Genomic DNA, 21891 nt, shown 5'->3' with positions numbered 1-21891 from the left:
GGCGCCGTCACCGGGGCGAGACCGTGAGGCTGCCGTCCTGCAGGGGAAGTTCCATGCCCGTCGGGTCGCCGTACGATGCGGGAACGTACTTGGGACGACGGCCCAGCACGCGGCGCAGGGTGAGACGCGGCCGCGGGCGTCCGGCGTCGAGCACGGCCCCCAGCAGGCGTCCGCCGGCGCAGCCGATCAGGTCCTTCACCTGGCGGAGGTCGTCGCGCCGGGAGTCGCCCAGGTCGGCGACGACGACGATGCCGTCGACCCGCTGGGCGACCACCAGCGCGTCCGCGTTGCCGATGAAGGGTCCCGTGACGACGACGGTGGAGGAGTCGCCGTCGGGCAGCGCCCGGTGGGTCGCCCGGGCGTGCGCCCCGGTGGCGCCGCTCGAGCAGAAGGCCAGCCGGCCGGTGATGTCGGCGTCGACGAGGACGCTCCCGGCCGGGAGGAACGCCTCCTCCAGGGTGGGGGCTTCGTAGGGCATCAGCGGCATGCGGGCGACGAGGTCGGAGGTGTCGGGGGCGGCGTCCACGAGCAGCACCTCTCCCCCGTCGTCGGCGAGGGCAGCGGCCAGGTTGGCGGCGACCTCCTCCGCGGCGGCGGCGTGCCGGGGAGCCACGACGAGGATCTTGCCGAGACCGGCGGGGGCGGCGATCCGCCGCAGGCGGAAGGCGAGTGCCCGGTAGGCCTCGGCGCGCACGCCCTCGCTGCGGCCGACCCTCAGCAGATCGTCGCCGGCGCCGCGTTCCTTCGGCAGGATGCCGAGGACCGGCGCGCCCACGGCGGCCTGCGCCTCGGCGACCGACCGGATGCGGGTGTCCAGCGAGGAGCGCACCCAGGCCAGCACGATGCCGAGCAGGAGACCGAGGGCCAGCCCGATGGCGAGCAGGGTCCGCAGGCCCGGTCCCACGGGCAGGGTGGGGGCCACCGCCCTGCGGACGACGTCGCCGGCGTCGGTGTCGCGGGACCGGATGTCCAGGACGCGCTTCTGCAGGGTGTAGAGCTGGTTCTGCGCGGCGGTCTTGGCGGCCAGCTGACCGCCCGCCAGCTGCTGGTTGAGCACGGTGATCTGCTCTTCGAGGGCGTGGGCGGCCCGCTGCACCGTGGCCTGGTTACGGCTCTTGCGGTCGGCGAGATAGGCCTCGGCGAACGCGTTGGCGCCGTGCGCCGCGCGCTTGGGACTGCCGGCGGTGAACTCGAAGCGGAGCACCTGGGACTTCTGCGGGTTGGTGACCCGCACCTGGTCCCCGAGCGCGGCGGCCTGCCGGTCGGGCCGCCCCATGAGGCGCGCCGTGCGCAGGGCGACGGCCGCGCTGCCGGCGATCTGCCGCTCCGTGGTCATGCTGACCTGGTTGTCGGCGCTGACGCCCACCGCGCCGAACGGGTCGGCGGTGGAGCGCACGAGGACTTCGCTGACGGCGCTGTAGGTGTGGGCGCGCTGCAGGGCGAGGGCCAACCCGCCCAGCAGTCCCAGGAGGATCCCTAGGGCGATGAGGACGCGGTGGCGCAGGAGCCGGCGCAGTTGGTCGCGTAGTTGGTCCGGCTCGTCGTACCGGTCGTCGATGTGGATGGGTCCGGTCACGGGTGCCCTCCTGTTCCGGGAATCGATGCGTGACGGGTGGGTGCGGTCGGCATGGCCGTTGCGGGGAACCGGGATGCCCGGGCGGTGGGGGTGCTGATCAGCAGCGGGACGGCCACCAGGAGTGTCAGCGGGCCCGCGATGGCGAGCAGGCTGCCGCGCAGGAAGACCATCTGGTAGAAGGCGAAGGCCGGGACCAGGAGCGTCGCGAGGGTGCCCGGACTTTCGCGCAGCCGGTGGCAGACGTCGTCCGCCCGTCGTCCGGCCGCGCCCAGCAGACAGAACACGAGGACCACCGCGAAGGGGCCCGCCCACAGGTAGCTCTCGATCCACAGGGGCGCGGAGAGGTTGTGGAAGTCGTATCCGGCGAACCGGGCCAGGGTGATGCCGGTGTCCTCGGGCTTCTCCGGCCACATCGAGCGCGGCACCATGAACAGGGGAGGACCGAGCACGCCCTGGGGGGAGAAGCCGTTGTCCTGGGCGTAGTCGAGGCCGGTCTGCAGTTGCTGGAAGGCGTCGAAGTCGCCGTTGCCGGTGAACTGGTCGGTGAGGGAGACGACGGCGACGTCCTCCCGGTCGCTGTAGCGGAAGTAGTCGCTGTAGGGGAAGACCACCAGGAGCGCCGCGACGAGGCCGGCCGCCATGAGGCGGAAGGCGCGGGGCCGGCACAGCACGGGGATCGAGGCCAGCAGGGTCAGCAGGACCATTCCGGCCCAGAACCTGGGCTTGCTGATGGGGTTGTTGACGACGACGTTGAGGGCGACGAGCACCGGCAGGAGCAGCCAGCGGACGCCGCGCAGCCATCGGTCGCCGCCGGGCAGGAGCCGTACGCGCAGCAGGCCCAGCAGGGCCCAGAACGCGGGCACGGACAGCGACCAGGTGACCAGGGACCGCAGGGTCGCGTCCTCGCCGCCGGTCTCCATGATGGCCTGACGACTGGTGAAGTACGCGCCCAGCCGTCCGGGTTGGCCGGAGATCACCAGCACCGCGAGGGCGAGGGCGAGCCCACACAGCGCCAGCAGGCGCCAGGGGGCGAGACGGCGGGACAGCAGGCGTTCCAGGAGTCCCGGCGGGGCGGTGGCCGCGCGGGCCTGCTCCCGTCGGGCGGCGAGGGCCGTGCCGGCACTGTAGGCGAGGAGCCCGAGCTCGATGACCGCCGCCGCCGCGAGCGCGGTCCCCTCACCGGTGCGGTAGGGCCACGGGTACGTGTCGACGGCGAGCATGGCCAGGGGCGCCAGACCGAGCCAGATGTAGGAGAAGACCCAGAATCCGAGCGCGACGAACCGCAGCGTGGGAGCGGTGAGCACACGGGCGAGGGCGATCCCGGCGTGGACCACGACGGCGCCCTGCACAGCGAGTGCGGCCGACACGTGCACGCCGCGCGACTGGAGGATCAGCCCCGGCAGCAGGACGGTCAGCGCCACGGCCCATAGGAAGACCCCGGCCACACTGCGGAAGCGGGCGTCCTGCATCCCGACCTCTCTGCCGAGCGGGTATTTAGGCTGAAACATCACCGAAGGATATATAGCGCTCATATCTGCTGAATCAGAGCTGACGCGCACAAATCATCAGGTTCAACACACTAAATCCTTGTGGGTCGATCTCGTGACGAAGCCATCGGGTGACACCCGGAACCGAACGGCGCGCCTTTTGTCCTAAATCATGACAAATATGCATTGCTTGTCGGCGCAGGTCTCACTGACCGCACATCAGATCTCCGGATTCCCAGAGGAGTTGTGCCATGAGCAAGCAGGTCGACGTCGTCGTCGCCGGAGGCGGGGGATTCATCGGTGGTCATCTCGTGGGCGACCTCCTTGCCCAGGGGCTGACCGTCCGCTCCATCGACGTCAAGCCCCGTCACGAGTGGTACCAGGTCCACCCCGACGCCGAGAACGTGATCGCCGACCTCTCACTCCTGGACAGCGCCCGCGCCGGCGTCCAGGACGCCCGTCAGGTGTACATGCTCGCCGCCGACATGGGCGGCATGGGCTTCATCGAGAACAACAAGGCCGCCTGCATGATGTCGGTGCTCACCAGCACCCACATGCTGCAGGCGGCGCACGAGGCCGGTGTGGAGCGCTACTTCTACTCCTCCTCCGCCTGCGTGTACGCCGCCGACAGGCAGACGGACCCGAACGTCACCGCGCTCAAGGAGCAGGACGCCTATCCGGCGCAGCCGGAGGACGGCTACGGCTGGGAGAAGCTCTTCTCCGAGCGCATGTGCCGCCACTACACCGAGGACTACGGGTTCGTCACCCGTGTCGCCCGGTACCACAACGTGTACGGCCCGCACGGCACGTGGACCGGCGGCCGGGAGAAGGCGCCGGCCGCGGTGTGCCGGAAGGTGGCCGAGGCGGTCCTCTCCGGCGACCACCGGATCGAGATCTGGGGCGACGGGCTGCAGAGCCGTTCGTTCATGTACATCGACGACTGCCTGCACGGCTCCCAGATGATCATGCGCGGCGACAGCGGCGTCCCGGTCAACCTCGGGTCGTCGGAGCTGGTGACCATCAACCAGCTCGTCGACATCGTCGAGAAGATCGCCGGCGTCCGCTGCGAGCGCACCCATCTGCTCGACGCCCCGCAGGGAGTGCGCGGGCGCAACTCCGACAACACCCTGATCCGGGAGATCCACGGCTGGGAACCGTCGATCCCCCTGGTCGACGGCCTGGAGAAGACCTACGCGTGGGTCTACGACCAGGTCAAGCGCTCCCACCAGTGAGCCCGATCGAGCACCGGGACAGGGAGAGCAGATGAGGATCCTGGTCCACGACTACAGCGGGCATCCGTTCCAGGCCCAGTTGAGCCGGGAACTGGCCCGCCGTGGTCACGACGTCGTTCACTCGACGTGCACCGCCTACGTCTCCGGCAAGGGCAACCTCGCGGGAGACACCCCCGGACTCCGCTTCGTCACCATCGGGGACGGCACCGCGCTCAGGAAGGAGGCGTACTTCCACCGGCTCCGTCAGGAGACGGCGCTGGGCTTCGAACTGGCCCGGCAGGTGCGGCAGGAGAAGCCCGAGGTGGTGATGCTGTCCAACATGCCCATCCCGACGCTGGTCGTGGCGGCCGCCGCGCTTCGGCGGCTGCGCATCCCCTGGGTGCTGTGGCACCAGGACGTGACCGCGGTCGCGCTGAAGAGCTTCGCCGCCGAGGGCGTCGCGAAGGCGATGGGTATCGCGGCCAAGGTCTTCGAGGCGGGCGAGAAGTGGTCCGCGCGCCGGGCTTCGGCCATCGTGGTGATCGCCGATTCCTTCGTGCGGATCCACCGGCAGTGGGGCACCGCCGACAAGGTCACCGTCATTCCCAACTGGGCCCCGCTGGACGAGATCGTCCCGGTGGCGCGGGACAACGCCTGGTCGGACGAGCACCGGCTGACCGGTGAACGGACGGTGCTGTACTCCGGCACGCTGGGCCTCAAGCACAACCCGGTCCTGCTGGTGCGGCTGGCCGAGCGACTGCGTGACCGGGGAGCACCGGTCAGGCTCGTCGTCGTCAACGACGGTCCGGCCGTGCCCGTCCTGAGGGAGGCGGCGGCCGCCGCCGGCGTCGAGCTGACCCTGCTGCCCTTCCAGCCCTACGAGCGGCTGCCCGAGGTGCTGGGCACGGGCGATCTCCTCGTCGTTCTCCTCGCGGCGGACGCCGGGCAGTTCTCGGTCCCGTCCAAGACGCTGTCGTATCTGTGCGCCGGGCGTCCCGTCCTCGGTCTGATGCCCGAGGACAACCTGGCCGCGCAACTGCTCCGTCAGGCGGGCTCGGCGGTCTTCCCGCCGCAGGAGTCCTCGCTCGACGACGCCGGCGCCTGGGTCCAGGAGATCCTGGCCGACCCCGCGCGCGCCGAGGCCCTGGGCAAGGAGAGCCGCGCCCTGGCCGAGCGGGAGTTCGCCCTGGAGGACTGCGCCTCGCGCTTCGAGGACATCCTCCGCACGGTGAGCCGGACGCCGGCACGCTGAACGGGCCGCCGGCCGCCCCGGTCCCCCCTTGCCGGGGCGGATCCGGGGCGGCCGGCGGCCGCGCGCTCATGTCACACCTGTCCCGGTCCGTTCCGGTAGACGTCCTCGAGCTGGTCCACGACAGCGCGGATGGAGAAGACCTCGTCGATCGCGCGCCGGCCGGCGTCGGCCAGCCGGCGGCGCAGGTCTTCGTCGACGAGCAGCCGGGCCACCGCGTCGGCCAGGGCCTCCGGACTGCCGTCGGTGACCAGTGCGGCCTGTCTGCGGGCCAGTTCGGCCGCGATGCCGCTGCTGTCCGTGCACACGACCGGGGTTCCCTCGGCCAGGGCCTCCAGGACCGTCATGGGGAACGGCTCGTCCACGCTCGGCAGAACGTACACGGCGGCCTTGCGGTAGGCCTCCAGCGCCGCGGAGTGCTCCAGCGCGCCACCGTAGGAGACCCACTCGCCCACGCCACGGTCGGCGACGAGCCGGTTCACCGCGGGCAGGGACCCTTCGTCCGCGCCGTAGAGCGTGAAGCGCGCCTCGGGGATCTCCTTGTGGACCAGGGCGGCCATCTCGACGAACGCCTCGGGCCTTTTGCGCGGGTGCAGCCGGGCGAGGAAGATCACCTCGTGTTCGTCGCGCGAGCGCGTGCCCGCCCTCTCGGCGGACGTGCGCAGACCGTTGGGCAGGGACACCAGCGGGGGGCCGTCGGGGCCCAGCACCTCGGTCAGGGCCCGCCGCTCCCGCTCGGTGAGCACGAAACAGCAGCGCGCCCGGCGCAGCAGAGGCACGTACACGGCGTCGAAGACGCGCGCCACGACACCCGTGCGGGGCTCGACCATGCCGTGGGTCTGCGTGACGAACTCGGTGCCGCGCAGCCGGGCGACGACGAGTCCGGCGAGGGAGACGAGGTCGCGTCCCGCATGCAGGTGAGCGGTGTCGGCGCGCCCCATGGCCCGCCACAGATCCGCCAGCAGCCGCGGGTTCATGAGTCCGAGGCATCCCCGGCCCGGGACGAAACGCCGCGCCGGACGGGAGACGAAACGCACGGCGCCGATGCGTCGCGCGGCCCGTTCCCTGCCCCGCCACAGCGACACCAGCGTCACGTCGTGACCTCGTGCGGCGCACTCCTCGAGCTGGGCGAGAGCCACACTCGTCGGACCGCCGAAGGCCCCGTCGTCGCTGACGAGCGTGACCACATGGACCAGTCTCATGCCGTGACTCCCCTCGCGGAGGCGGAGGCGGACGCGGACGGGGCCGTCGCCGGCCGGCCGCCCGTGGTGAGGACCGAACCCGGTGCGAGGTCCTGGTGCGCGACGGCGCCGGCGCCCACCACGGCGTCCCGGCCGACCGTGACACCGCGCAGCACGACCGCGCGGGCGGCGACCCAGCTCCCCGGCTCCAGCCGGATGGGGCCGTTGTCGAACTCGAACGTGGCGGAACGGCGGCGATGGCTGCCCGTGCACAGAAGTGCGCTCTGCGAGACGCAGGAGTCGCTGCCGATCGTGACCGGTTCGAGGTTGAGGATCCAGGCGTCCTCGCCGATCCAGACGTCGTCGCCGACGTCGAGTTTCCAGGGCCAGTGGACCCGCACCCCGCGCCGGATCAGCACCCGCTGTCCGATGCGGGCGCCGAAGGCGCGCAGCAGCGCCGGCCGCAGGCGTGCCGGGAACCACCACTTGACGAACAGCAGGTGGAGAGCGGCGAACCAGGCGGCCTGGACGAGCAGGGGGCGCCCCTTGTCGTATCCGGCGCCGGTGAAGCCGCGCAGGGATCTTCGTGCGGGCGGGGGCTGTACGGCCGGCGTCCGTACGGATGAGGTCGGTGCGGTTGTGCTCTGTGCCATGACGGTGTCCCTTCCCGGGGGCCCAAGACGTCCACGTCCGGGATCCTTCACGCCCTCGGGGGCGGATCACCTGCGATCACTGCGTGTTGTCGGCAGACTGGCCCGGATGGAGGATGTGACCCCGAGGGGTCACACCCGTCCTCCGTGGGCCTGCCGTCCTCAGTAGGCGCCCTGGCCGTCCAGCACCGCGCGAACGGTGCGGGCCATGACGCTCATGTCCCCGGACAGCGACCAGTTGTCGACATAGCGCAGGTCGAGCGCGACCGTTTCGCGCCAGGACAGGTCCGACCGTCCACTGACCTGCCACAACCCGGTCAGGCCCGGTTTCACGTGGAGCCGGCGCATCTCGATCCCGTTGTAGTTGACGACCTCCTCGGGCAGGGGCGGGCGGGGGCCGACCAGGGACATGTGACCGAAGAGGATGTTGAACAGCTGGGGCAGTTCGTCGAGCGAGTAACGGCGCAGGATGCGCCCCACCGGGGTGACCCGCGGATCCCGGCGCATCTTGAACATGTGCCCGTCGTTCTCGTTCTCCGCCTGCAGCCCGCTCTTGAGCCGGTCCGCGCCGACCACCATCGTGCGGAACTTCCACATGGGGAACGGCTCCGCGTTCCGGCCCATCCTGGTCTGGCGGTAGAGGACCGGGCCGGGTGAGCCGAGCAGGACGGCCAGCGCCAGCAGGAGCAGGACCGGCGAGAGCAGGACGATCAGCACGAGCGCGCCCACCCGGTCGACGACGGCCTTGGTCAGCGTGTGCGCCCCGCGCTGCAGGGGCGGTGCGATGTGCAGCAGGGTGAGGCCGGCCGCCGAGGTCAGCCGCACCCTTCGGCGGGCCACATCGGTGATGCCGGGCAGCACCATGAGGGAGCGGCCGCAGTCGTACAGCGCCCAGGACAGCCGGCGCATCCGCTCGCCGGACATGTAGGGGCCCGGCGCCACGAACACCAGGTCGGCCGCGAGTTCGTCGGCCGCTCCCAGCACGGCCGCCGCGTCCGTCTCGGGCGCCTCGGGCGTCTCGCAGGACAGCCGTACGCACACCGGGACCCCGGAGCGCACCTCGCCCTCGCCCACCGGACAGGCGCCGACGATGACGTACTCGTGGTCGGTGCGCTGGGCGAGTTGCTCGACCACGGCGTCGAGCGCCGAGGCCTCGCCGACGACCAGCACGTGGCGCAGGGCGCGGGCGTCGCGGCGGGCGGCCAGCAGATGACGGTGGATCATCATCTGGCACACCGCCGTGAGGACGAGCGCCGGAATCAGCGCCGTGAAGGCCTCGGCGGGGACGCTGTCGAGTCCGCAGACCACACGGAGCGTCGCCAGGGTGCCGACCAGGACCAGCCAGTCCCGTATCACCGCCCGGAGACCGGCCCCGTCGCCCCAGGCCAGGGGGGTGTACCGCTTGCTTCCCACGCCGATCAGCGGCCACAGCAGGGCCGCGACGGCCGCCAGGCGCAACGGGTGGGGCTCATGGACCTCCACGATCGCCGCCGCGACCGGCAGGGCCGCGGCGAGGAAGTCCACGCATACCGAGAACGGGCGATACCAGAGCGCCCCCGTTCGCTGACGATGGATCGGATGACGCGCCACGGGGATCGGCGCCTGTCGGGACATCGGGATTCTGAACAGCCGCATGGTCTCCTTCAAACCCCCAATCGCAGTTCGCGGGCGCAGCCGTTGGACCGCCGACGCGTGACCACACCCTTGAAGTGATCCTTATATCATCAGATGGGTACCAAAATAGGACTTTGACCCCTCTCCGTGTGTGGTCCGGCCGGAAGAGCCACGAACAGGGGAAGGGGGACCGACGCCTCGCGCTCCGCCCCGGCTTGGGGCACGGTGGAGTGACGCGTGGCACATGTGACGACGCCGTCACGGTCGAGAGGAGCACCCCGATGTCGAACCACACCTACCGGGTCACGGAGATCGTCGGCACTTCGCCGGACGGCGTCGACCAGGCCGTTCGCAACGGCCTCGCCCGCGCCTCGCAGACCTTGCGCAACCTGGACTGGTTCGAGGTGACCCAGGTGCGCGGCCAGATCGAGAACGGCGAGATCGCGCACTGGCAGGTGGGCCTGAAGGTCGGCTTCCGCCTGGACGAGTCGGCCTGACGGCAGGAAAGCCCGCACGGCCGAAACCGCCCGCACGGCCGAAACCGCCCGCACGGCCGAAACCGCCCCGACGGCCGAGACCGCCCGCACGGCAGGGCCTCGGGTGCGGTCGGGCCTCAGGTGGGGCGGCCTCGGTGGAGCGGTCTCAGGTGGGCCGGGGGCCCCGGGTCGGCCAGGGGCCCCAGGTGGGCCGGGGCCTCAGGTACGGCCCTCCCCCTCCTGGGCCTGCTTCAGCGCGCCGGACGGAGCGGCCCAACGAGCCCTCACGACGGTGAAACCGGCGCGTTCGGCGTCGTCGCACACCAGCTCGTCGTCATCCACGAGGACGCGCACCTCCCGGTCGCGGGCGAGCCGTCCCAGGATCTCCAGCTTGGTGCGCCGGGCGGGCCTGCGGTCGTCGTTGCGCCGCATGTGGACGCGCCCTTCCGGCAGCCCCTGCGCGGCCAGCCAGGCCAGCGTGTCCCGCCGGCAGCGCTCGGGTCGGCCGGTGAGGTAGACGACCTCGCACTCTTCGGCGCTCGCCAGCGCCAGCGCCACGCCCTCGGGGATCGGCGGGTCCTGCGGCGCGGCCGCGAAGAACGCGCCCCAGTCGCGCGGCTTGCGCTCCAGGAACCGCTGCCGGTGGGCCGTGTCGGCCAGGGTGTTGTCCAGATCGAACACGGCCAGGGGCCGTCTGCTGCTGTCGCTCACGACACCCACCCTATGCAGCCGACCGCACCCCTCACCCCAATTGCTAATGGGATCCATTTTCATATAGCTTCCTGGCAGCTCCCCCGAGCCGACCGAGGAGGTTCCCATGGCCGTCCCCAAGCGGAAGACGTCCCGCAGCAACACCCGGCACCGCCGTGCCCAGTGGAAGGCGAGCACGCCGTCACTCGTGCCGGTCACCGTCGACGGCACCCGGCACCTGGTGCCCCAGCACCTGGTGCGGGCCTACGAACGCGGCCTGCTGCGTCCCGAGGGCTGAACGGGCCTGCCCGATGGATTCGGCACCCCTACCGTCAGCGGGCGCCCACCGGCCGGCGGGCGCCCGCTGACGAAGACTGCCGGCATGCCACAGGGGCTCGCCCGTCAGCCGACCGGCTTGAACGTCCACATCAGGTTGGTGCTCTGCGTCCACGTCCACTGCTTGGTCACGGACCCTGCGGGGACCATGCCGCCGCCGTCGAGGACCAGTCCCGTGCTGCGGTTGGCGATCGAGTACTGGCCGTTGCCGCGGTCGGTGATCTGCCACTGCTGGTTGGGGCCGCCGTTCCAGGGGCCCTGCCGGGCCGGATCGCCGTTGTTGGTGGCGCCCCAGCCGTCGGCGACCAGGCCGTTGGTGCGGTTGACGAGCCGGTAATAGCCGTTGCCGAGTTCGATCGCCTGCCACTGGACATTGGCGCTGTCCACCGGCTCCCACTGCTTCAGGTTCGAGCCGCTGCTGAAACTGCCGCCGCTGTCCAGCGTCAGGCCGCTCGTGGCGTTGCCCAGGCGGAAGTACGTGGCCGGGTTGAACGTCACCTTCAGCGAGGCGATGGCGTCGTTGTTGCCGGTCGTCCGAAGGTCGGCGGCGTTCGAGGTGAACGTCCAGGCGGTGCCGGTGAAGTTGTCGCCGGAGTAGCCCGTCACCTGGTAGCCGTTGGGCACCAGGATGGAGGAGGCCTGGGCGGGCCCCAGACCGGCGGCGGACAGCTGCGAGGAGGTGTAGCCGCCCAGCGCCAGAGCGGCGCGGGTGCCTTGGTAGCCGACGTTCTGGAAAACCGTCGGCGAGACCCTCTTGGGCATGCCCTGGACCTCGACGCACACCACGGAGAGGTCGGCGTTCGGCGCGGTGGCCGGCACGGTGACGTTGATCTGGTCGGTGACGGTGTACGAGAGCGAGACCGAGGGGTTGTTCAACAGATAGACGCGGCTGATCGCGTTGTCGACCGCCGGGATCTGGAGCTGGCCGTTCGTGGGCCAGGTGAAGACGTGCGCGAAGAGCTTGCCGTTCTTCTTGGTGACCTTCCCCCATGCGGGTTCGCTGAGGAACGGGCTTCCGCTGGTGCCGTGAATGCTGTCGCTGTGCGTCGCCATCCACGAGGCCAGGCCGTTCAGGACGGTCTGGGAACCTGCGGTGACCGAGCCGTCGCCCTTGGGGCCGATGTTCAGCAGGAGGTTGCCGTCCCGCGACACCACCGTGACGAGCTCCTGGAGGATGTCCTTGACGGATCGGTAGGAGTTCTCCTTCGACGCGTTGTAACCCCAGGCGTCGTTCATGGTGACGCACCGCTCCCACTGCCGGCCCATCGGCTCTGCGGGTATCCCGAACTCCGCGACGTCGTAGTCGCCGAGACGGTGGCCCCGCTTGACCCGCTCGTTGACGATGAGGTTGGGCTTGCGGGCGATCAGCCAGTTGTAGAGGTCGACGCCGTCCGACTCCAGCCACCAGTCCTGCAGGGTGGCGCTGGACGGCTCGTTGAACCAGTCGCCGTCGAACCACAGCAGTGCCGGGTCGTAGCGGTCCAGCAGTTCCTGGAGCTGCGCCTTCATGTCGGCGATGTAGCCCGTGCGGGCGGCCTGCGACGACATCGTCGTGAGGCCGTTGTCGTGGCGGTCCGTCTGGGAAGGGTGGTTCCAGTCGAGGATCGAGTAGTACAGGCAGAACTTGACCCCGCGGCTCTCGCATTCGGTCTTGAGCTGCATGAGCGGGTCGGCCTGGAAGCCCTTGTAGTCGTGCAGGTTGTACAGCTTGGTGCCGGTGGTGTCGGTGAAGCCGGGGACGTTGGAGTCCCACATCGCGTAGCCCTCGTGGTGCTTGGCGGTGATCACGAGGTACTTCATGCCGGCGTTCTTGGCCAGCTCGGCGATCTGGGCGGCGTTGAACTGGGTCGGGTTGAAGTTCTGGGTGACCTGGGTCTGGTAGTTCGCCTTGCTCCACTGCTGGGTGGTGAACGCCCACTCGCCCTGGCCGAGCTGGGAGTACGACCCGAAGTGGATGAACATCCCGAACCGGGCCTGGTACCACCAGTCCATCTTCGAGGGGACGGTGTACGCCTCGGCGACGGAGGGCCACAAAGCCTGCGGCAGTCCGAGGGCGGCCACTCCTCCGGCAAGGGCGGCGGCCTTCATCAGAGAGCGTCTGCTGAGGGAGGCAGAGGACATGGTGCGGCTCCATGTGTCAAGGGAGGGATGACAGGGCGCTGGGAGCGGAACGCCGGCATGGCGGGCCGTGCTCCGCGTCACCCTACAGAAGACATCGGATGGATTTATAGGAGAACGACGAGGGCCGCGTCTACAGCTGAGACGAGATTGACCCAAAGTTCGGAGAAAAGTGGGAGGCTCACGAGGTGCGCCGAGCCCGAACGACCACTCATGCAACGTCGACTGCAACTCGATACATCGGATCTATTGACGAAAGTCTTCCCGATCAGAGCCCAGCGCACAGCGCCCGACGCACGGCCCCCGGCGCCCGGCGGCCGACGCCCGACGCCCGGGCTGCATGGCTCAGGTCGCGAGGTGTCGACCGCCCCGCGAACGTAGGCTTGCGGGGTTTGCCCCGCCCGCCGTCGCCCGCGTCCGACAACCCGGCACGACGGGCGAAGGCCTGCGAAGACCTGCGAAGACCTGTACGGAGTTCCTCATGACGAGCCCATCCGAGCCGCAGGGCCCCGGCCCGTCCGGGCGCCCCGGACACGTCTGCGTCCGGGGCGCCCGCGAGCACAATCTCAAGGGCGTGGACGTCGACGTCCCGCGGGACGTCGTGGCCGTGTTCACGGGGGTGTCCGGCTCCGGGAAGTCGTCGCTGGCGTTCGGGACGATCTACGCGGAGGCCCAGCGCCGCTACTTCGAGTCGGTCGCGCCGTACGCGCGCCGGCTGATCCACCAGGTCGGCGCGCCGAAGGTCGGCGAGATCACCGGACTGCCCCCGGCGGTCTCCCTCCAGCAGCGCCGCTCGGCGCCCACCTCGCGTTCGTCGGTGGGCACGGTCACGAACCTGTCGAACTCGCTTCGCATGCTCTTCTCCCGGGCCGGCGAGTACCCGCCGGGCGCGGAGCGCCTCGACTCCGACTCCTTCTCCCCCAACACCGCGGTCGGGGCGTGCCCCGAGTGCCACGGGCTGGGCGAGGTGCACCGCGCCACGGAGGAGTCCCTGGTCCCGGATCCGTCGCTGTCGATCCGCGAGGGCGCGATCGCCGCCTGGCCGGGCGCCTGGCAGGGCAAGAACCTGCGGGACATCCTCGACGCGCTCGGCCACGACGTCGACGTCCCGTGGCGGGAACTGCCGGCCGGACAGCGGCAGTGGATCCTGTTCACGGACGAACAGCCGGTGGTGACGGTGCACCCGGTGCGGGAGGCCGACCGCATCCAACGCCCCTACCAGGGCACGTACATGAGCGCCCACCGCTATGTGATGAAGACCTTCGCGGACTCCCGCAGCGCGACCCTGCGGGCCCGGGCGGAGCGGTTCCTCACCTCCGCGCCCTGCCCGGCGTGCCGAGGCGGCAGGCTGCGGCCGGAGGCCCTCACCGTGACCTTCGCGGGCCGCACGATCGCGGAACTGGCCGCGCTGCCGCTGGCGGAACTGGCCCGGCTCCTGGACGGCACCTCCGAGCCCGCGCGCGTCCTCACCGAGGACCTCAAGTCCCGCATCGCGCCCGTCGTCGAACTCGGCCTGGGCTATCTCTCCCTGGACCGCGCCGCCCCCACCCTCTCGGCGGGCGAACTGCAGCGGCTGCGGCTCGCCACACAGCTGCGCTCCGGGCTGTTCGGGGTGGTGTACGTGCTCGACGAGCCGTCGGCGGGTCTGCACCCGGCGGACACCCGGGCGCTGCTCACGGTGTTGCGGCGGCTGAAGGCTGCGGGCAACTCGGTGTTCGTGGTGGAGCACCAACTGGACGTGATGCGCGCCGCCGACTGGCTGGTGGACGTGGGCCCTCGGGCCGGCGTGCACGGCGGGCGGGTGCTGCACAGCGGTCCGGTGGCGGACCTGGCGTCGGTCGCGGAGTCGGCGACGGCCCACCACCTCTTCCACCGCTCCGCGGCGCCGGTACGCGAAGTACGGTCGCCGCAGGCGTGGTTGGAGGTCGGTCCGGTGACCCGGCACAACCTGCGCGGGTTGACGGCCCGCGTCCCCCTGGGCGTGTTCACGGCGGTGACGGGCGTCTCGGGCTCGGGGAAGTCGACGCTCGTCGGGGAGATCACCGACGAGCTGCCCGGCGTGGACCGGCTGGTCTCGGTCGACCAGAAGCCGATCGGACGCACCCCGCGCTCCAACCTGGCGACCTATACGGGCCTGTTCGACGTGGTCCGCAAGGTCTTCGCGGCCACGGACGCGGCGCGGGCCAGGGGCTACGGCGCGGGCCGCTTCTCCTTCAACGTGGCGGGAGGGCGCTGCGAGACCTGCCAGGGCGAGGGCTTCGTCAGCGTCGAGCTCCTCTTCCTGCCCAGCACGTACGCGCCGTGCCCGGACTGCGGCGGGGCGCGCTACAACCCGCCGACCCTCGAAGTGACCTACCGGGAGCGGAACATCGCCCAGGTGCTGGACCTGACGGTGGAGTCGGCGGCGGACTTCTTCGCCGACACCCCGGCCGTCTCCCGCAGCCTGGCCGCCCTGCTCGACGTGGGCCTCGGCTATCTGCGCCTCGGCCAGCCCGCGACGGAGCTCTCCGGCGGTGAGGCCCAGCGCATCAAGCTGGCGTCCGAGTTGCAGCGCGGCCGCCGCGGCCACACCCTCTATCTTCTGGACGAACCGACGACCGGACTGCACCCGGCCGACGTCGAGGTCCTCATGAGCCGGCTCCACGGCCTGGTGGACGCCGGGAACACGGTGGTCGTCGTCGAGCACGACATGTCCGTGGTGGCGGGCGCGGACTGGGTGATCGACCTCGGGCCGGGCGGGGGCGACGCGGGCGGACGCGTCGTGGTGACGGGAACGCCGGACGCGGCGGCCCGGGCGCGGGGGAGCGCGACCGCGCCCTACCTGGCCCGGGCGCTCGCGGCCGGGCGCCGCGCCTGACCGCGTTGTTCCCGCCAGGACCGGTAGTGGTCCACCAGCGTCTCCTCGATCGGGCGGTAGACAAGGCCCAGTTCCTCGGTGCTTCTGCGGTTGTCGACCCGGAAGCGGATGCCCAGATGGTTGCGGATGTAGGCCTGGGAGAGGCCGAAGGCGGGGCCGAGGACGCGCACCGGCCAGTGCGGGAGGGCGGTTCGGGGCAGACGCCGGTTCCCGGGGTGGTGCTTGCGCAGAACCGTCGCCATCTGGTGGAAGGAGGTCATCTCCTGCGCCGCGACGATGTAGCGGCCGTGCGCCTCGGGGCGTTCCGCCGCCGCCATGTGGGCCGCCGCCACGTCGCGTACGTCGGCCGTGGTGAAGCTGAAGTCGGGCGCGCCGTAGAAGAAGTAGCCCCTGAACAGCTCGTCGAGGAGGAAGAGGCTGCCCGAGTCCGAGGCGGGGGTGAGCGAGGGGCCCAGGATCAGCCCGGGGTTCACGGAGACCATGCGCCAGCGGTCCTGTGCCGCCTCGGCCTCCCAGGCCGCCTTCTCGGCGACGGTCTTGGCGTAGTGGTAAGGGTTGTTCTCCACCGTGCTGGTGGTGTTGAAGTACTTCTCCGACAGGGTCTGCCCGTCCATCTCGCGGACGTCGGCGTAGTCGCCGAAGATCGCGCCCACCGTGGACGTGAGGACGAGGCGCTCGACCGTCTCCGTGCGGTTCACGGCCGCCACCACGTTGCGCGTGCCCCGCAGGGCCGGTTCCACCATGTCGCGCCGGCCGTCCCTGATCTTCTCCGGCATCAGGAACGGGGAGGCCACGTGGAAGACCACCGCGCAGCCCTTGGTCGCCTCGTCGAAGGAGCCGTCGGCGAGCAGATCCGCCTCGAACACGTCGAGGCGGCCGGGATGGGCGTCCTGGAGGGCGCGCAGGGGCCGGAGCTTCACCGTGTTCGCCGTGGCGCGCACGGTGGTGCGCACGCGGTAGCCGCGTTCCAGGAGCTGCCGCACGAGATGGGCGGCCACGAAGCCGCTGCCTCCCGTCACGAGAACCGTTCGGCCGGCGGGGCTTGTGCTCACGTGCGCTCCCCTCAGAAGTCGGGCTGCGTCATGATCCCACCACGACCGACCGGCAACCCCCCTTACGCCGGGAGAAGTTCAGGACGGCGGGCCAGTCGCTCGACGCACACGCCGACCGCATCCACCGGCCGGCCAGGCACGGACCCGGAACGAGCCCCGACGCACCCGACCACCGGCCCCCGGCCGGGAGGCGGCCCGGACGCGGCCCCCGTCCCGGTCTCCCGCCGGAGGACCCGTTCACGCAGAACGTCCGGGACGCGCCCCGGCACCCGGCCACCGGCCCCCGCCCGGACACGGCCCCGAATCGGCCCCCGTCCCGGTCTCCCGCCGGAGGCCCCGTTCACGCAGAACGCCCGGGAGAGCGCAGGGGCATCGGCCACCGTCCCCCGGCGGGACACGGCCCGGAGGCGGCCCCGCCCCGGTCTCCCCGCCGGAGCTCCCGCTCGCGCAGAACGCCCGGGAGAGCCCTCGGGCACCCGGTCACCGGCCCCCGGGGCCCGGACACGTCCCGGACTCCGCTCGGACGGGCCCCCGCCCCGGTCTCCTACCGGAGTTCCTGTTCGCGCCCGCTCGCGGGTCCCGCCGCCGCAACGGGTACCGGCGCCTGGACCGGGACGTGGACCTGGACCGGCTCTCGGCGTTCGGCCGGGAGAGGGGCCGGCTCCTCGACGCCCCGGAGCGTGTCGCGGTCGGCCGCGGGTCTGCGGCGCGGCGGGTGCCCGTGGCCCGTGTCGAGGGGGTGGGCCGCCCGGCCGGGCACACCACCGGGCGGGACGACCGGGGCCGGGACGTGCTGCTCGTGCGCAACGCCCAGCACCCGGGCCCCTGCGGCCGCCGCGAGCCCCTTGCGGTCGGGGAGGCCGCCGGGCGCGAGCACGGGCAGCACCTCGACCTCGGCCACCAGGCCCCGCGCGCACACCACCCGCCACACCGAGGCGAGCAGCGGGTCGTCGCCGACGAACGCGGGGACGGTGCTGGCCGCTCCCCCGCGGTCCCGGTAGGCGATGCGCACGGGCTGGACCGGCGCCCGCGCGTCCAGCGCCGCCTGGAACACCGCCCGCCGGAAGTGCCCCTGGGCGCGGCCGCACCATGTGCTGCCCTCCGGGAACACCGCGACCGCCCGCCCGGCGCGCAGTACGCCGGCGATCCGGGCGACCGTGGCGGGCAGGGCGCGCAGCCGGTCGCGGTCGATGAACAGCACACCGCCGCGCGCGGCGAGCGCACCCGCCACCGGCCACCGCCGGATCTCCGCCTTGGCGAGCATCCGCGCCGGTCGCACGGCCGCCAGCAGCGGGATGTCCAGCCAGGAGATGTGGTTCGCGACCAGGAGCAGGCCGGTGGCGGTGGGCGCGGTCGCACCGGTCATCCGCAGCCGGACCCCGGCCCCCCGCACGACGGCCCGGCTCCACCATCGCACCGCGCGGGCGGGTATCCATCCGCCCAGCGGCGACAGCGCGACCCCGAGGAGGACGAGCACGACCACCGTCGCGAGCCGCAGCACGGCGCGCGGCAGCACCGCGAGGGACGCCGTCGCCGTTACGCACGCCCGCGGGGTGCAGGGCGCGCCGGGCAGCCAGACGCTCATCAGGCCGGGACGAGGGAGAGGAAGTGCCGCAGGTAGCGCGGGTTGACCCGACGCATCGACAGCAGCACGTAGAGGTCGGCGACCCCGAAGTCGGGGTCGTGCGCGGGCTCCCCGCACACCCAGGCGCCGAGGCGGAGGTAGCCGCGCAGCAGAGGCGGAAGCTCGGCGCGGGCGACCGGGCCGACGCCGTCCGGGGTCCACGGCCGCAGCGGCCGTACCCGGAACTCCTGCGGCGCCAGGTGCTTGTCGCGCACCCGGTCCCAGGTCGCCGCCGCCAGCGCGCCGCCGTCGGCCAGCGGGACCGAGCAGCAGCCGGCCAGCCACTCGTGGCCGCGGTCGGTCATGTAGCGGGCTATGCCGGCCCAGATCAGGCCGATGACGGCGCCGTCGCGGTGGGCGGGGTGCACGCACGAACGGCCGACCTCGACCAGGCCGGGCCGGATAGCGTCGAGCGGGCCGAGGTCGAACTCGCCGTCGGAGTAGAGCCGTCCGGCGACCGCGGCCCGCTCCGGCGGCAGCAGCCGGTAGGTGCCGACGACCTCGCCGGTGGCGTTGTCGCGGATGAGCAGGTGGTCGCAGTAGGCGTCGAAGGCGTCCGTGTCCAGGCCCGGTTCCGGGCCGTCGAGGCGGGCGCCCATCTCCCCGGCGAACACCTGGTGGCGCAGCCGCTGCGCGGCGCGGACGTCGTCCTCGGTGCGCGCGAGCGACACGAGGTAGCCGGAGCCGCCGGGCGGGACGGCGAGGGCGGGGGGCGAGAGGGGCATGGCGGTCATGGAGGTCTCCTGCGCCGGGCGGAAGAAGCATGGGGACGGTGCACGGGGGACTGCACCTGCTTTCTTCCGCGGCCGGCTGGCCTCGGCGTGACCGCCGCGGGACCCGTGGATGTGCGGCTGCTGAATGGCAGGCGCTCCGTCCGGGCCCGGGAACCAGACGGGACCGGGGATGAGCACCACTCCCGGTCCCGCCCGTCCGCGCTGTTCCGCGAACGTTCTTCTCCGCGTCGTCGACGACCGCCGCCTCGACGACCGCCACCTCGACGACCGCCGTCTCGACCACCGCTGCCTCGCCGGGCACCGTCTCGACGACGGCCGTCTCGATGCCGGCGCCTCGACGCCCTACCGCTTGGCCGCCTTGCGCGTGGCCCGCAGCCACTCCCGGTTCATGCCCGTGATGGACACCAGCGGGATGCCCTTCGGGCAGGCCGTCGCGCACTCCCCCGCGAGGGTGCAGCCGCCGAACCCCTCCTCGTCCATCTGCGCCACCATGTCCAGCACCCGGGTCTCCCGCTCGGGCGCGCCCTGCGGCAGCACGTTGAGATGGTTCACCTTGGCGGAGGTGAACAGCATCGCCGCGCCGTTCGGACAGGCGGCCACGCAGGCCCCGCATCCGATGCACTCGGCGTGCTCGAAGGCGAAGTCGGCGTCGGGCTTGGGCACCGGCGTCGCGTGGGCCTCCGGAGCGGCTCCGGTGGGGGCGGTGATGTAGCCGCCGGCCTGGATGATCCGGTCGAACGCCGACCGGTCCACGACCAGGTCCTTGATCACCGGGAAGGCGGCCGCCCGCCACGGCTCGACGTCGATGGTGTCGCCGTCCTCGAAGGACCGCATGTGCAGCTGGCAGGTGGTGGTGCGCTCGGGGCCGTGCGCGTCGCCGTTGATCACGAGCGAGCACGCGCCGCAGATGCCCTCACGGCAGTCGTGGTCGAAGGCGACCGGGTCCTCTCCGCGCAGGATGAGTTCCTCGTTGAGGGTGTCGAGCATCTCCAGGAAGGACATGTCGGGCGAGATGCCGTCGACCTCGTACGTGGACATGGCGCCGTCGGCGTCGGCGGCGCGCTGCCGCCAGACGCGCAGGGTGAGCTTCATGCGTAGCTCCGCTGGGTGGGGTGGACGTACTCGAAGACGAGGTCTTCCTTGTGCAGGGTCGGGGCCCGGCCGGTTCCCGTGAACTCCCAGGCGGCCGCGTAGGAGAACTCCTCGTCCCGGCGGGCCGCCTCGCCGTCGGGGGTCTGGGACTCCTCGCGGAAGTGGCCGCCGCAGGACTCGGCGCGGTGCAGCGCGTCGAGGCACATCAGCTCGGCGAGCTCCAGGTAGTCGACGATCCGGTTGGCCTTCTCCAGGGACTGGTTGAACTCCTCGCCGGTGCCGGGCACCTTGATGCGCCGCCAGAACTCCTCGCGGATCTGCGGGATGCGCTCCAGCGCCTTGCGCAGACCGGAGTCCGTGCGGGCCATCCCGCAGAACTCCCACATCAGTTCGCCCACTTCGCGGTGGAAGGAGTCGGGGGTGCGGTCGCCGTCGACGGACAGGAGCAGGTTGAGCCGGTCCTGCGTCTCGGCCAGCACCTCCTGCACGACGGGGTGCCCTTCGTCCACGGCGCCGCGTCCCGGGTTGCGGGCGAGGTAGTCGTTGATGGTGGCCGGGAGGACGAAGTAGCCGTCGGCCAGGCCCTGCATCAGCGCGGAGGCGCCGAGCCGGTTCGCCCCGTGGTCGGAGAAGTTCGCCTCGCCGATCGCGAACAGGCCCGGGACGGTGGTCTGCAGGTCGTAGTCGACCCACAGCCCGCCCATCGTGTAGTGCACGGCCGGGTAGATCCGCATCGGGACCTGGTACGGATCCTCGTCGGTGATCCGTTGGTACATGTCGAAGAGGTTGCCGTACCTGGCTTCCACCGCCTTGCGGCCCATACGCGCGATGGCGTCGGCGAAGTCCAGGTAGACGCCCTGCCCGCCGGGTCCGACGCCCCTGCCCTCGTCGCACACGTTCTTCGCGGCGCGGGAGGCGATGTCGCGCGGGACGAGGTTGCCGAAGGAGGGATAGATGCGCTCCAGGTAGTAGTCGCGCTCGTCCTCCGGGATCGTGTGCGCGGGACGGGTGTCGCCCTTGGCCCTGGGCACCCAGATCCGGCCGTCGTTGCGCAGCGACTCGCTCATCAGCGTCAGCTTCGACTGGTGGTCGCCGGTGCGCGGGATGCAGGTGGGGTGGATCTGCGTGAAACAGGGGTTGGCGAAGTGGGCGCCTCGCCGGTGCGCCCGCCAGATCGCGGTGGCGTTGGAGTTCATCGCGTTGGTCGACAGGTAGAAGACGTTTCCGTAGCCGCCGCTGGCGAGGACGACGGCGTCCGCGAAGTACGTGTCGATCTTCCCCGTGATCAGGTCACGGGCCACGATCCCGCGCGCACGCCCGTCGACGACGATCAGGTCGAGCATCTCCGTGCGCGGGTGCAACTCGACGTTGCCCGCGGCGATCTGCCGGCTGAGGGCCTGGTAGGCGCCGAGGAGCAGTTGCTGGCCCGTCTGGCCGCGGGCGTAGAACGTACGGGACACCTGCACGCCGCCGAAGGAACGCGTGTCGAGCAGACCGCCGTACTCCCGCGCGAAGGGCACCCCCTGCGCCACGCACTGGTCGATGATCTCGACCGAGATCTGTGCGAGCCGGTGGACGTTGGACTCGCGCGCCCGGAAGTCGCCGCCCTTGACGGTGTCGTAGAACAGGCGGTGGACGGAGTCGCCGTCGTTGCGGTAGTTCTTGGCAGCGTTGATGCCGCCCTGCGCCGCGATCGAGTGGGCGCGCCGCGGGGAGTCCTGGTAGCAGAACTGGACGACGTGGTAGCCCTGTTCGGCCAGGGTGGCGCCGGCGGAGCCGCCGGCCAAGCCCGTGCCGACCACGATGACGGTGTGCTTGCGCCGGTTGGCCGGGTTGACCAGCCTGGCCTCGAAGCGGCGCTTGTCCCAGCGCTCGCCGACGGGGCCGGACGGCGCCTTGGTGTCGACGAGGGGTTCGCCGACAACGTATTCGGTGTAGGTCATG

Annotated in this window: 17 protein-coding genes; 5 read left to right on the top strand and 12 right to left on the bottom strand. The window is 71.6% G+C overall.

Annotated elements, in window-relative coordinates:
• Positions 1-7: 7 nt before the first annotated feature.
• Together ACZ7DE_RS09475 and ACZ7DE_RS09470 are read right to left on the bottom strand one after the other, a co-directional pair.
• Positions 8-1576, bottom strand: coding sequence for a YveK family protein (locus ACZ7DE_RS09475; protein WP_470759161.1), 1569 nt, complete (start codon positions 1574-1576; stop codon positions 8-10).
• Positions 1573-3084, bottom strand: a complete 1512-nt coding sequence (locus ACZ7DE_RS09470) for a hypothetical protein (protein ID WP_470759160.1) — start codon at positions 3082-3084, stop codon at positions 1573-1575. The genes ACZ7DE_RS09475 and ACZ7DE_RS09470 overlap by 4 nt, the downstream gene beginning before the upstream one ends.
• Positions 3085-3314: 230 nt before the next feature.
• Here ACZ7DE_RS09470 and ACZ7DE_RS09465 point away from each other — a divergent pair, with 230 nt between their 5' ends.
• Together ACZ7DE_RS09465 and ACZ7DE_RS09460 are read left to right on the top strand one after the other, a co-directional pair.
• Positions 3315-4295 carry an NAD-dependent epimerase/dehydratase family protein gene (locus ACZ7DE_RS09465; protein WP_470759159.1) on the top strand — a complete coding sequence of 327 codons (981 nt, stop codon included), beginning with the start codon at positions 3315-3317 and terminating at the stop codon, positions 4293-4295.
• Between the two features lie 31 nt (positions 4296-4326).
• Positions 4327-5526, top strand: a complete 1200-nt coding sequence (locus tag ACZ7DE_RS09460) for a glycosyltransferase family 4 protein (protein WP_470759158.1) — start codon at positions 4327-4329, stop codon at positions 5524-5526.
• Positions 5527-5597: 71 nt separating this feature from the next.
• Here ACZ7DE_RS09460 and ACZ7DE_RS09455 read toward each other — a convergent pair whose 3' ends face one another.
• From ACZ7DE_RS09455 to ACZ7DE_RS09445, 3 genes are all read right to left on the bottom strand, one after another.
• A complete protein-coding gene (locus ACZ7DE_RS09455) occupies positions 5598-6725 on the bottom strand; it encodes a glycosyltransferase (protein WP_470759157.1) in 1128 nt (375 codons plus the stop codon).
• The gene (locus ACZ7DE_RS09450) at positions 6722-7357 is read right to left on the bottom strand and encodes a DapH/DapD/GlmU-related protein (protein ID WP_470759156.1); all 636 of its coding nucleotides are present in this window, start codon (positions 7355-7357) and stop codon (positions 6722-6724) included. Before ACZ7DE_RS09450 ends, ACZ7DE_RS09455 begins: the two co-directional genes overlap by 4 nt.
• A gap of 159 nt (positions 7358-7516) precedes the next feature.
• Positions 7517-8989 carry a sugar transferase gene (locus ACZ7DE_RS09445; RefSeq protein ID WP_470759155.1) on the bottom strand — a complete coding sequence of 491 codons (1473 nt, stop codon included), beginning with the start codon at positions 8987-8989 and terminating at the stop codon, positions 7517-7519.
• 260 nt (positions 8990-9249) lie between these two features.
• Here ACZ7DE_RS09445 and ACZ7DE_RS09440 point away from each other — a divergent pair, with 260 nt between their 5' ends.
• Complete coding sequence (locus tag ACZ7DE_RS09440; RefSeq protein WP_470759154.1) at positions 9250-9465, top strand: dodecin; 216 nt, start codon at positions 9250-9252, stop codon at positions 9463-9465.
• 198 nt (positions 9466-9663) lie between these two features.
• Here the strand turns inward: ACZ7DE_RS09440 and ACZ7DE_RS09435 are convergent, their stop codons facing one another.
• The gene (locus ACZ7DE_RS09435; RefSeq protein ID WP_470759153.1) at positions 9664-10155 is read right to left on the bottom strand and encodes a phosphatase domain-containing protein; all 492 of its coding nucleotides are present in this window, start codon (positions 10153-10155) and stop codon (positions 9664-9666) included.
• Between the two features lie 106 nt (positions 10156-10261).
• On the opposite strand from ACZ7DE_RS09435, the gene rpmF reads away from it, so the two are divergent.
• Complete coding sequence (gene rpmF / locus ACZ7DE_RS09430; RefSeq protein ID WP_470759152.1) at positions 10262-10432, top strand: 50S ribosomal protein L32; 171 nt, start codon at positions 10262-10264, stop codon at positions 10430-10432.
• A 104-nt stretch (positions 10433-10536) separates the two neighbouring features.
• Here rpmF and ACZ7DE_RS09425 read toward each other — a convergent pair whose 3' ends face one another.
• The gene (locus ACZ7DE_RS09425; RefSeq protein ID WP_470759151.1) at positions 10537-12591 is read right to left on the bottom strand and encodes an alpha-L-fucosidase; all 2055 of its coding nucleotides are present in this window, start codon (positions 12589-12591) and stop codon (positions 10537-10539) included.
• Positions 12592-13069: 478 nt separating this feature from the next.
• Here ACZ7DE_RS09425 and ACZ7DE_RS09420 point away from each other — a divergent pair, with 478 nt between their 5' ends.
• Positions 13070-15445 (top strand): ATP-binding cassette domain-containing protein, encoded by a 2376-nt coding sequence (locus tag ACZ7DE_RS09420; RefSeq protein ID WP_470759150.1) that lies wholly within the window; start codon positions 13070-13072, stop codon positions 15443-15445.
• Here the strand turns inward: ACZ7DE_RS09420 and ACZ7DE_RS09415 are convergent.
• The 5 genes from ACZ7DE_RS09415 to ACZ7DE_RS09395 form a co-directional block, all read right to left on the bottom strand.
• Positions 15406-16497, bottom strand: coding sequence for an NAD-dependent epimerase/dehydratase family protein (locus ACZ7DE_RS09415; protein WP_470759149.1), 1092 nt, complete (start codon positions 16495-16497; stop codon positions 15406-15408). The two genes, ACZ7DE_RS09420 and ACZ7DE_RS09415, sit on opposite strands and share 40 nt — an antisense overlap.
• Before the next feature lie 544 nt (positions 16498-17041).
• Complete coding sequence (locus ACZ7DE_RS09410; protein WP_470759148.1) at positions 17042-18082, bottom strand: lysophospholipid acyltransferase family protein; 1041 nt, start codon at positions 18080-18082, stop codon at positions 17042-17044.
• A complete protein-coding gene (locus tag ACZ7DE_RS09405) occupies positions 18082-18855 on the bottom strand; it encodes a GNAT family N-acetyltransferase (RefSeq protein WP_470759147.1) in 774 nt (257 codons plus the stop codon). Before ACZ7DE_RS09405 ends, ACZ7DE_RS09410 begins: the two co-directional genes overlap by 1 nt.
• Before the next feature lie 342 nt (positions 18856-19197).
• Complete coding sequence (locus ACZ7DE_RS09400; RefSeq protein ID WP_470759146.1) at positions 19198-19947, bottom strand: succinate dehydrogenase/fumarate reductase iron-sulfur subunit; 750 nt, start codon at positions 19945-19947, stop codon at positions 19198-19200.
• Positions 19944-21890: a fumarate reductase/succinate dehydrogenase flavoprotein subunit gene (locus ACZ7DE_RS09395; RefSeq protein ID WP_470759145.1), complete on the bottom strand. Its 1947-nt coding sequence runs from the start codon at positions 21888-21890 to the stop codon at positions 19944-19946. The genes ACZ7DE_RS09400 and ACZ7DE_RS09395 overlap by 4 nt, the downstream gene beginning before the upstream one ends.
• Position 21891: the final 1 nt, after the last annotated feature.

The organism is Streptomyces sp. NPDC037083, from assembly GCF_055606485.1.
This window is presented reverse-complemented; position numbering and strand designations above follow the sequence as displayed.

What these genes read in the sequence shown, in the direction of transcription:
- ACZ7DE_RS09470 (WP_470759160.1), bottom strand. Translation starts at nt 3,084, where the DNA reads ATGTTTCAGCCTAAATACCCGCTCGGCAGAGAGGTCGGGATGCAGGAC.
- ACZ7DE_RS09465 (WP_470759159.1), top strand. Translation starts at nt 3,315, where the DNA reads ATGAGCAAGCAGGTCGACGTCGTCGTCGCCGGAGGCGGGGGATTCATC.
- ACZ7DE_RS09460 (WP_470759158.1), top strand. Translation starts at nt 4,327, where the DNA reads ATGAGGATCCTGGTCCACGACTACAGCGGGCATCCGTTCCAGGCCCAG.
- ACZ7DE_RS09455 (WP_470759157.1), bottom strand. Translation starts at nt 6,725, where the DNA reads ATGAGACTGGTCCATGTGGTCACGCTCGTCAGCGACGACGGGGCCTTC.
- ACZ7DE_RS09450 (WP_470759156.1), bottom strand. Translation starts at nt 7,357, where the DNA reads ATGGCACAGAGCACAACCGCACCGACCTCATCCGTACGGACGCCGGCC.
- ACZ7DE_RS09445 (WP_470759155.1), bottom strand. Translation starts at nt 8,989, where the DNA reads ATGCGGCTGTTCAGAATCCCGATGTCCCGACAGGCGCCGATCCCCGTG.
- ACZ7DE_RS09440 (WP_470759154.1), top strand. Translation starts at nt 9,250, where the DNA reads ATGTCGAACCACACCTACCGGGTCACGGAGATCGTCGGCACTTCGCCG.
- rpmF (WP_470759152.1), top strand. Translation starts at nt 10,262, where the DNA reads ATGGCCGTCCCCAAGCGGAAGACGTCCCGCAGCAACACCCGGCACCGC.
- ACZ7DE_RS09425 (WP_470759151.1), bottom strand. Translation starts at nt 12,591, where the DNA reads ATGTCCTCTGCCTCCCTCAGCAGACGCTCTCTGATGAAGGCCGCCGCC.
- ACZ7DE_RS09420 (WP_470759150.1), top strand. Translation starts at nt 13,070, where the DNA reads ATGACGAGCCCATCCGAGCCGCAGGGCCCCGGCCCGTCCGGGCGCCCC.
- ACZ7DE_RS09410 (WP_470759148.1), bottom strand. Translation starts at nt 18,082, where the DNA reads ATGAGCGTCTGGCTGCCCGGCGCGCCCTGCACCCCGCGGGCGTGCGTA.
- ACZ7DE_RS09405 (WP_470759147.1), bottom strand. Translation starts at nt 18,855, where the DNA reads ATGACCGCCATGCCCCTCTCGCCCCCCGCCCTCGCCGTCCCGCCCGGC.
- ACZ7DE_RS09400 (WP_470759146.1), bottom strand. Translation starts at nt 19,947, where the DNA reads ATGAAGCTCACCCTGCGCGTCTGGCGGCAGCGCGCCGCCGACGCCGAC.
- ACZ7DE_RS09395 (WP_470759145.1), bottom strand. Translation starts at nt 21,890, where the DNA reads ATGACCTACACCGAATACGTTGTCGGCGAACCCCTCGTCGACACCAAG.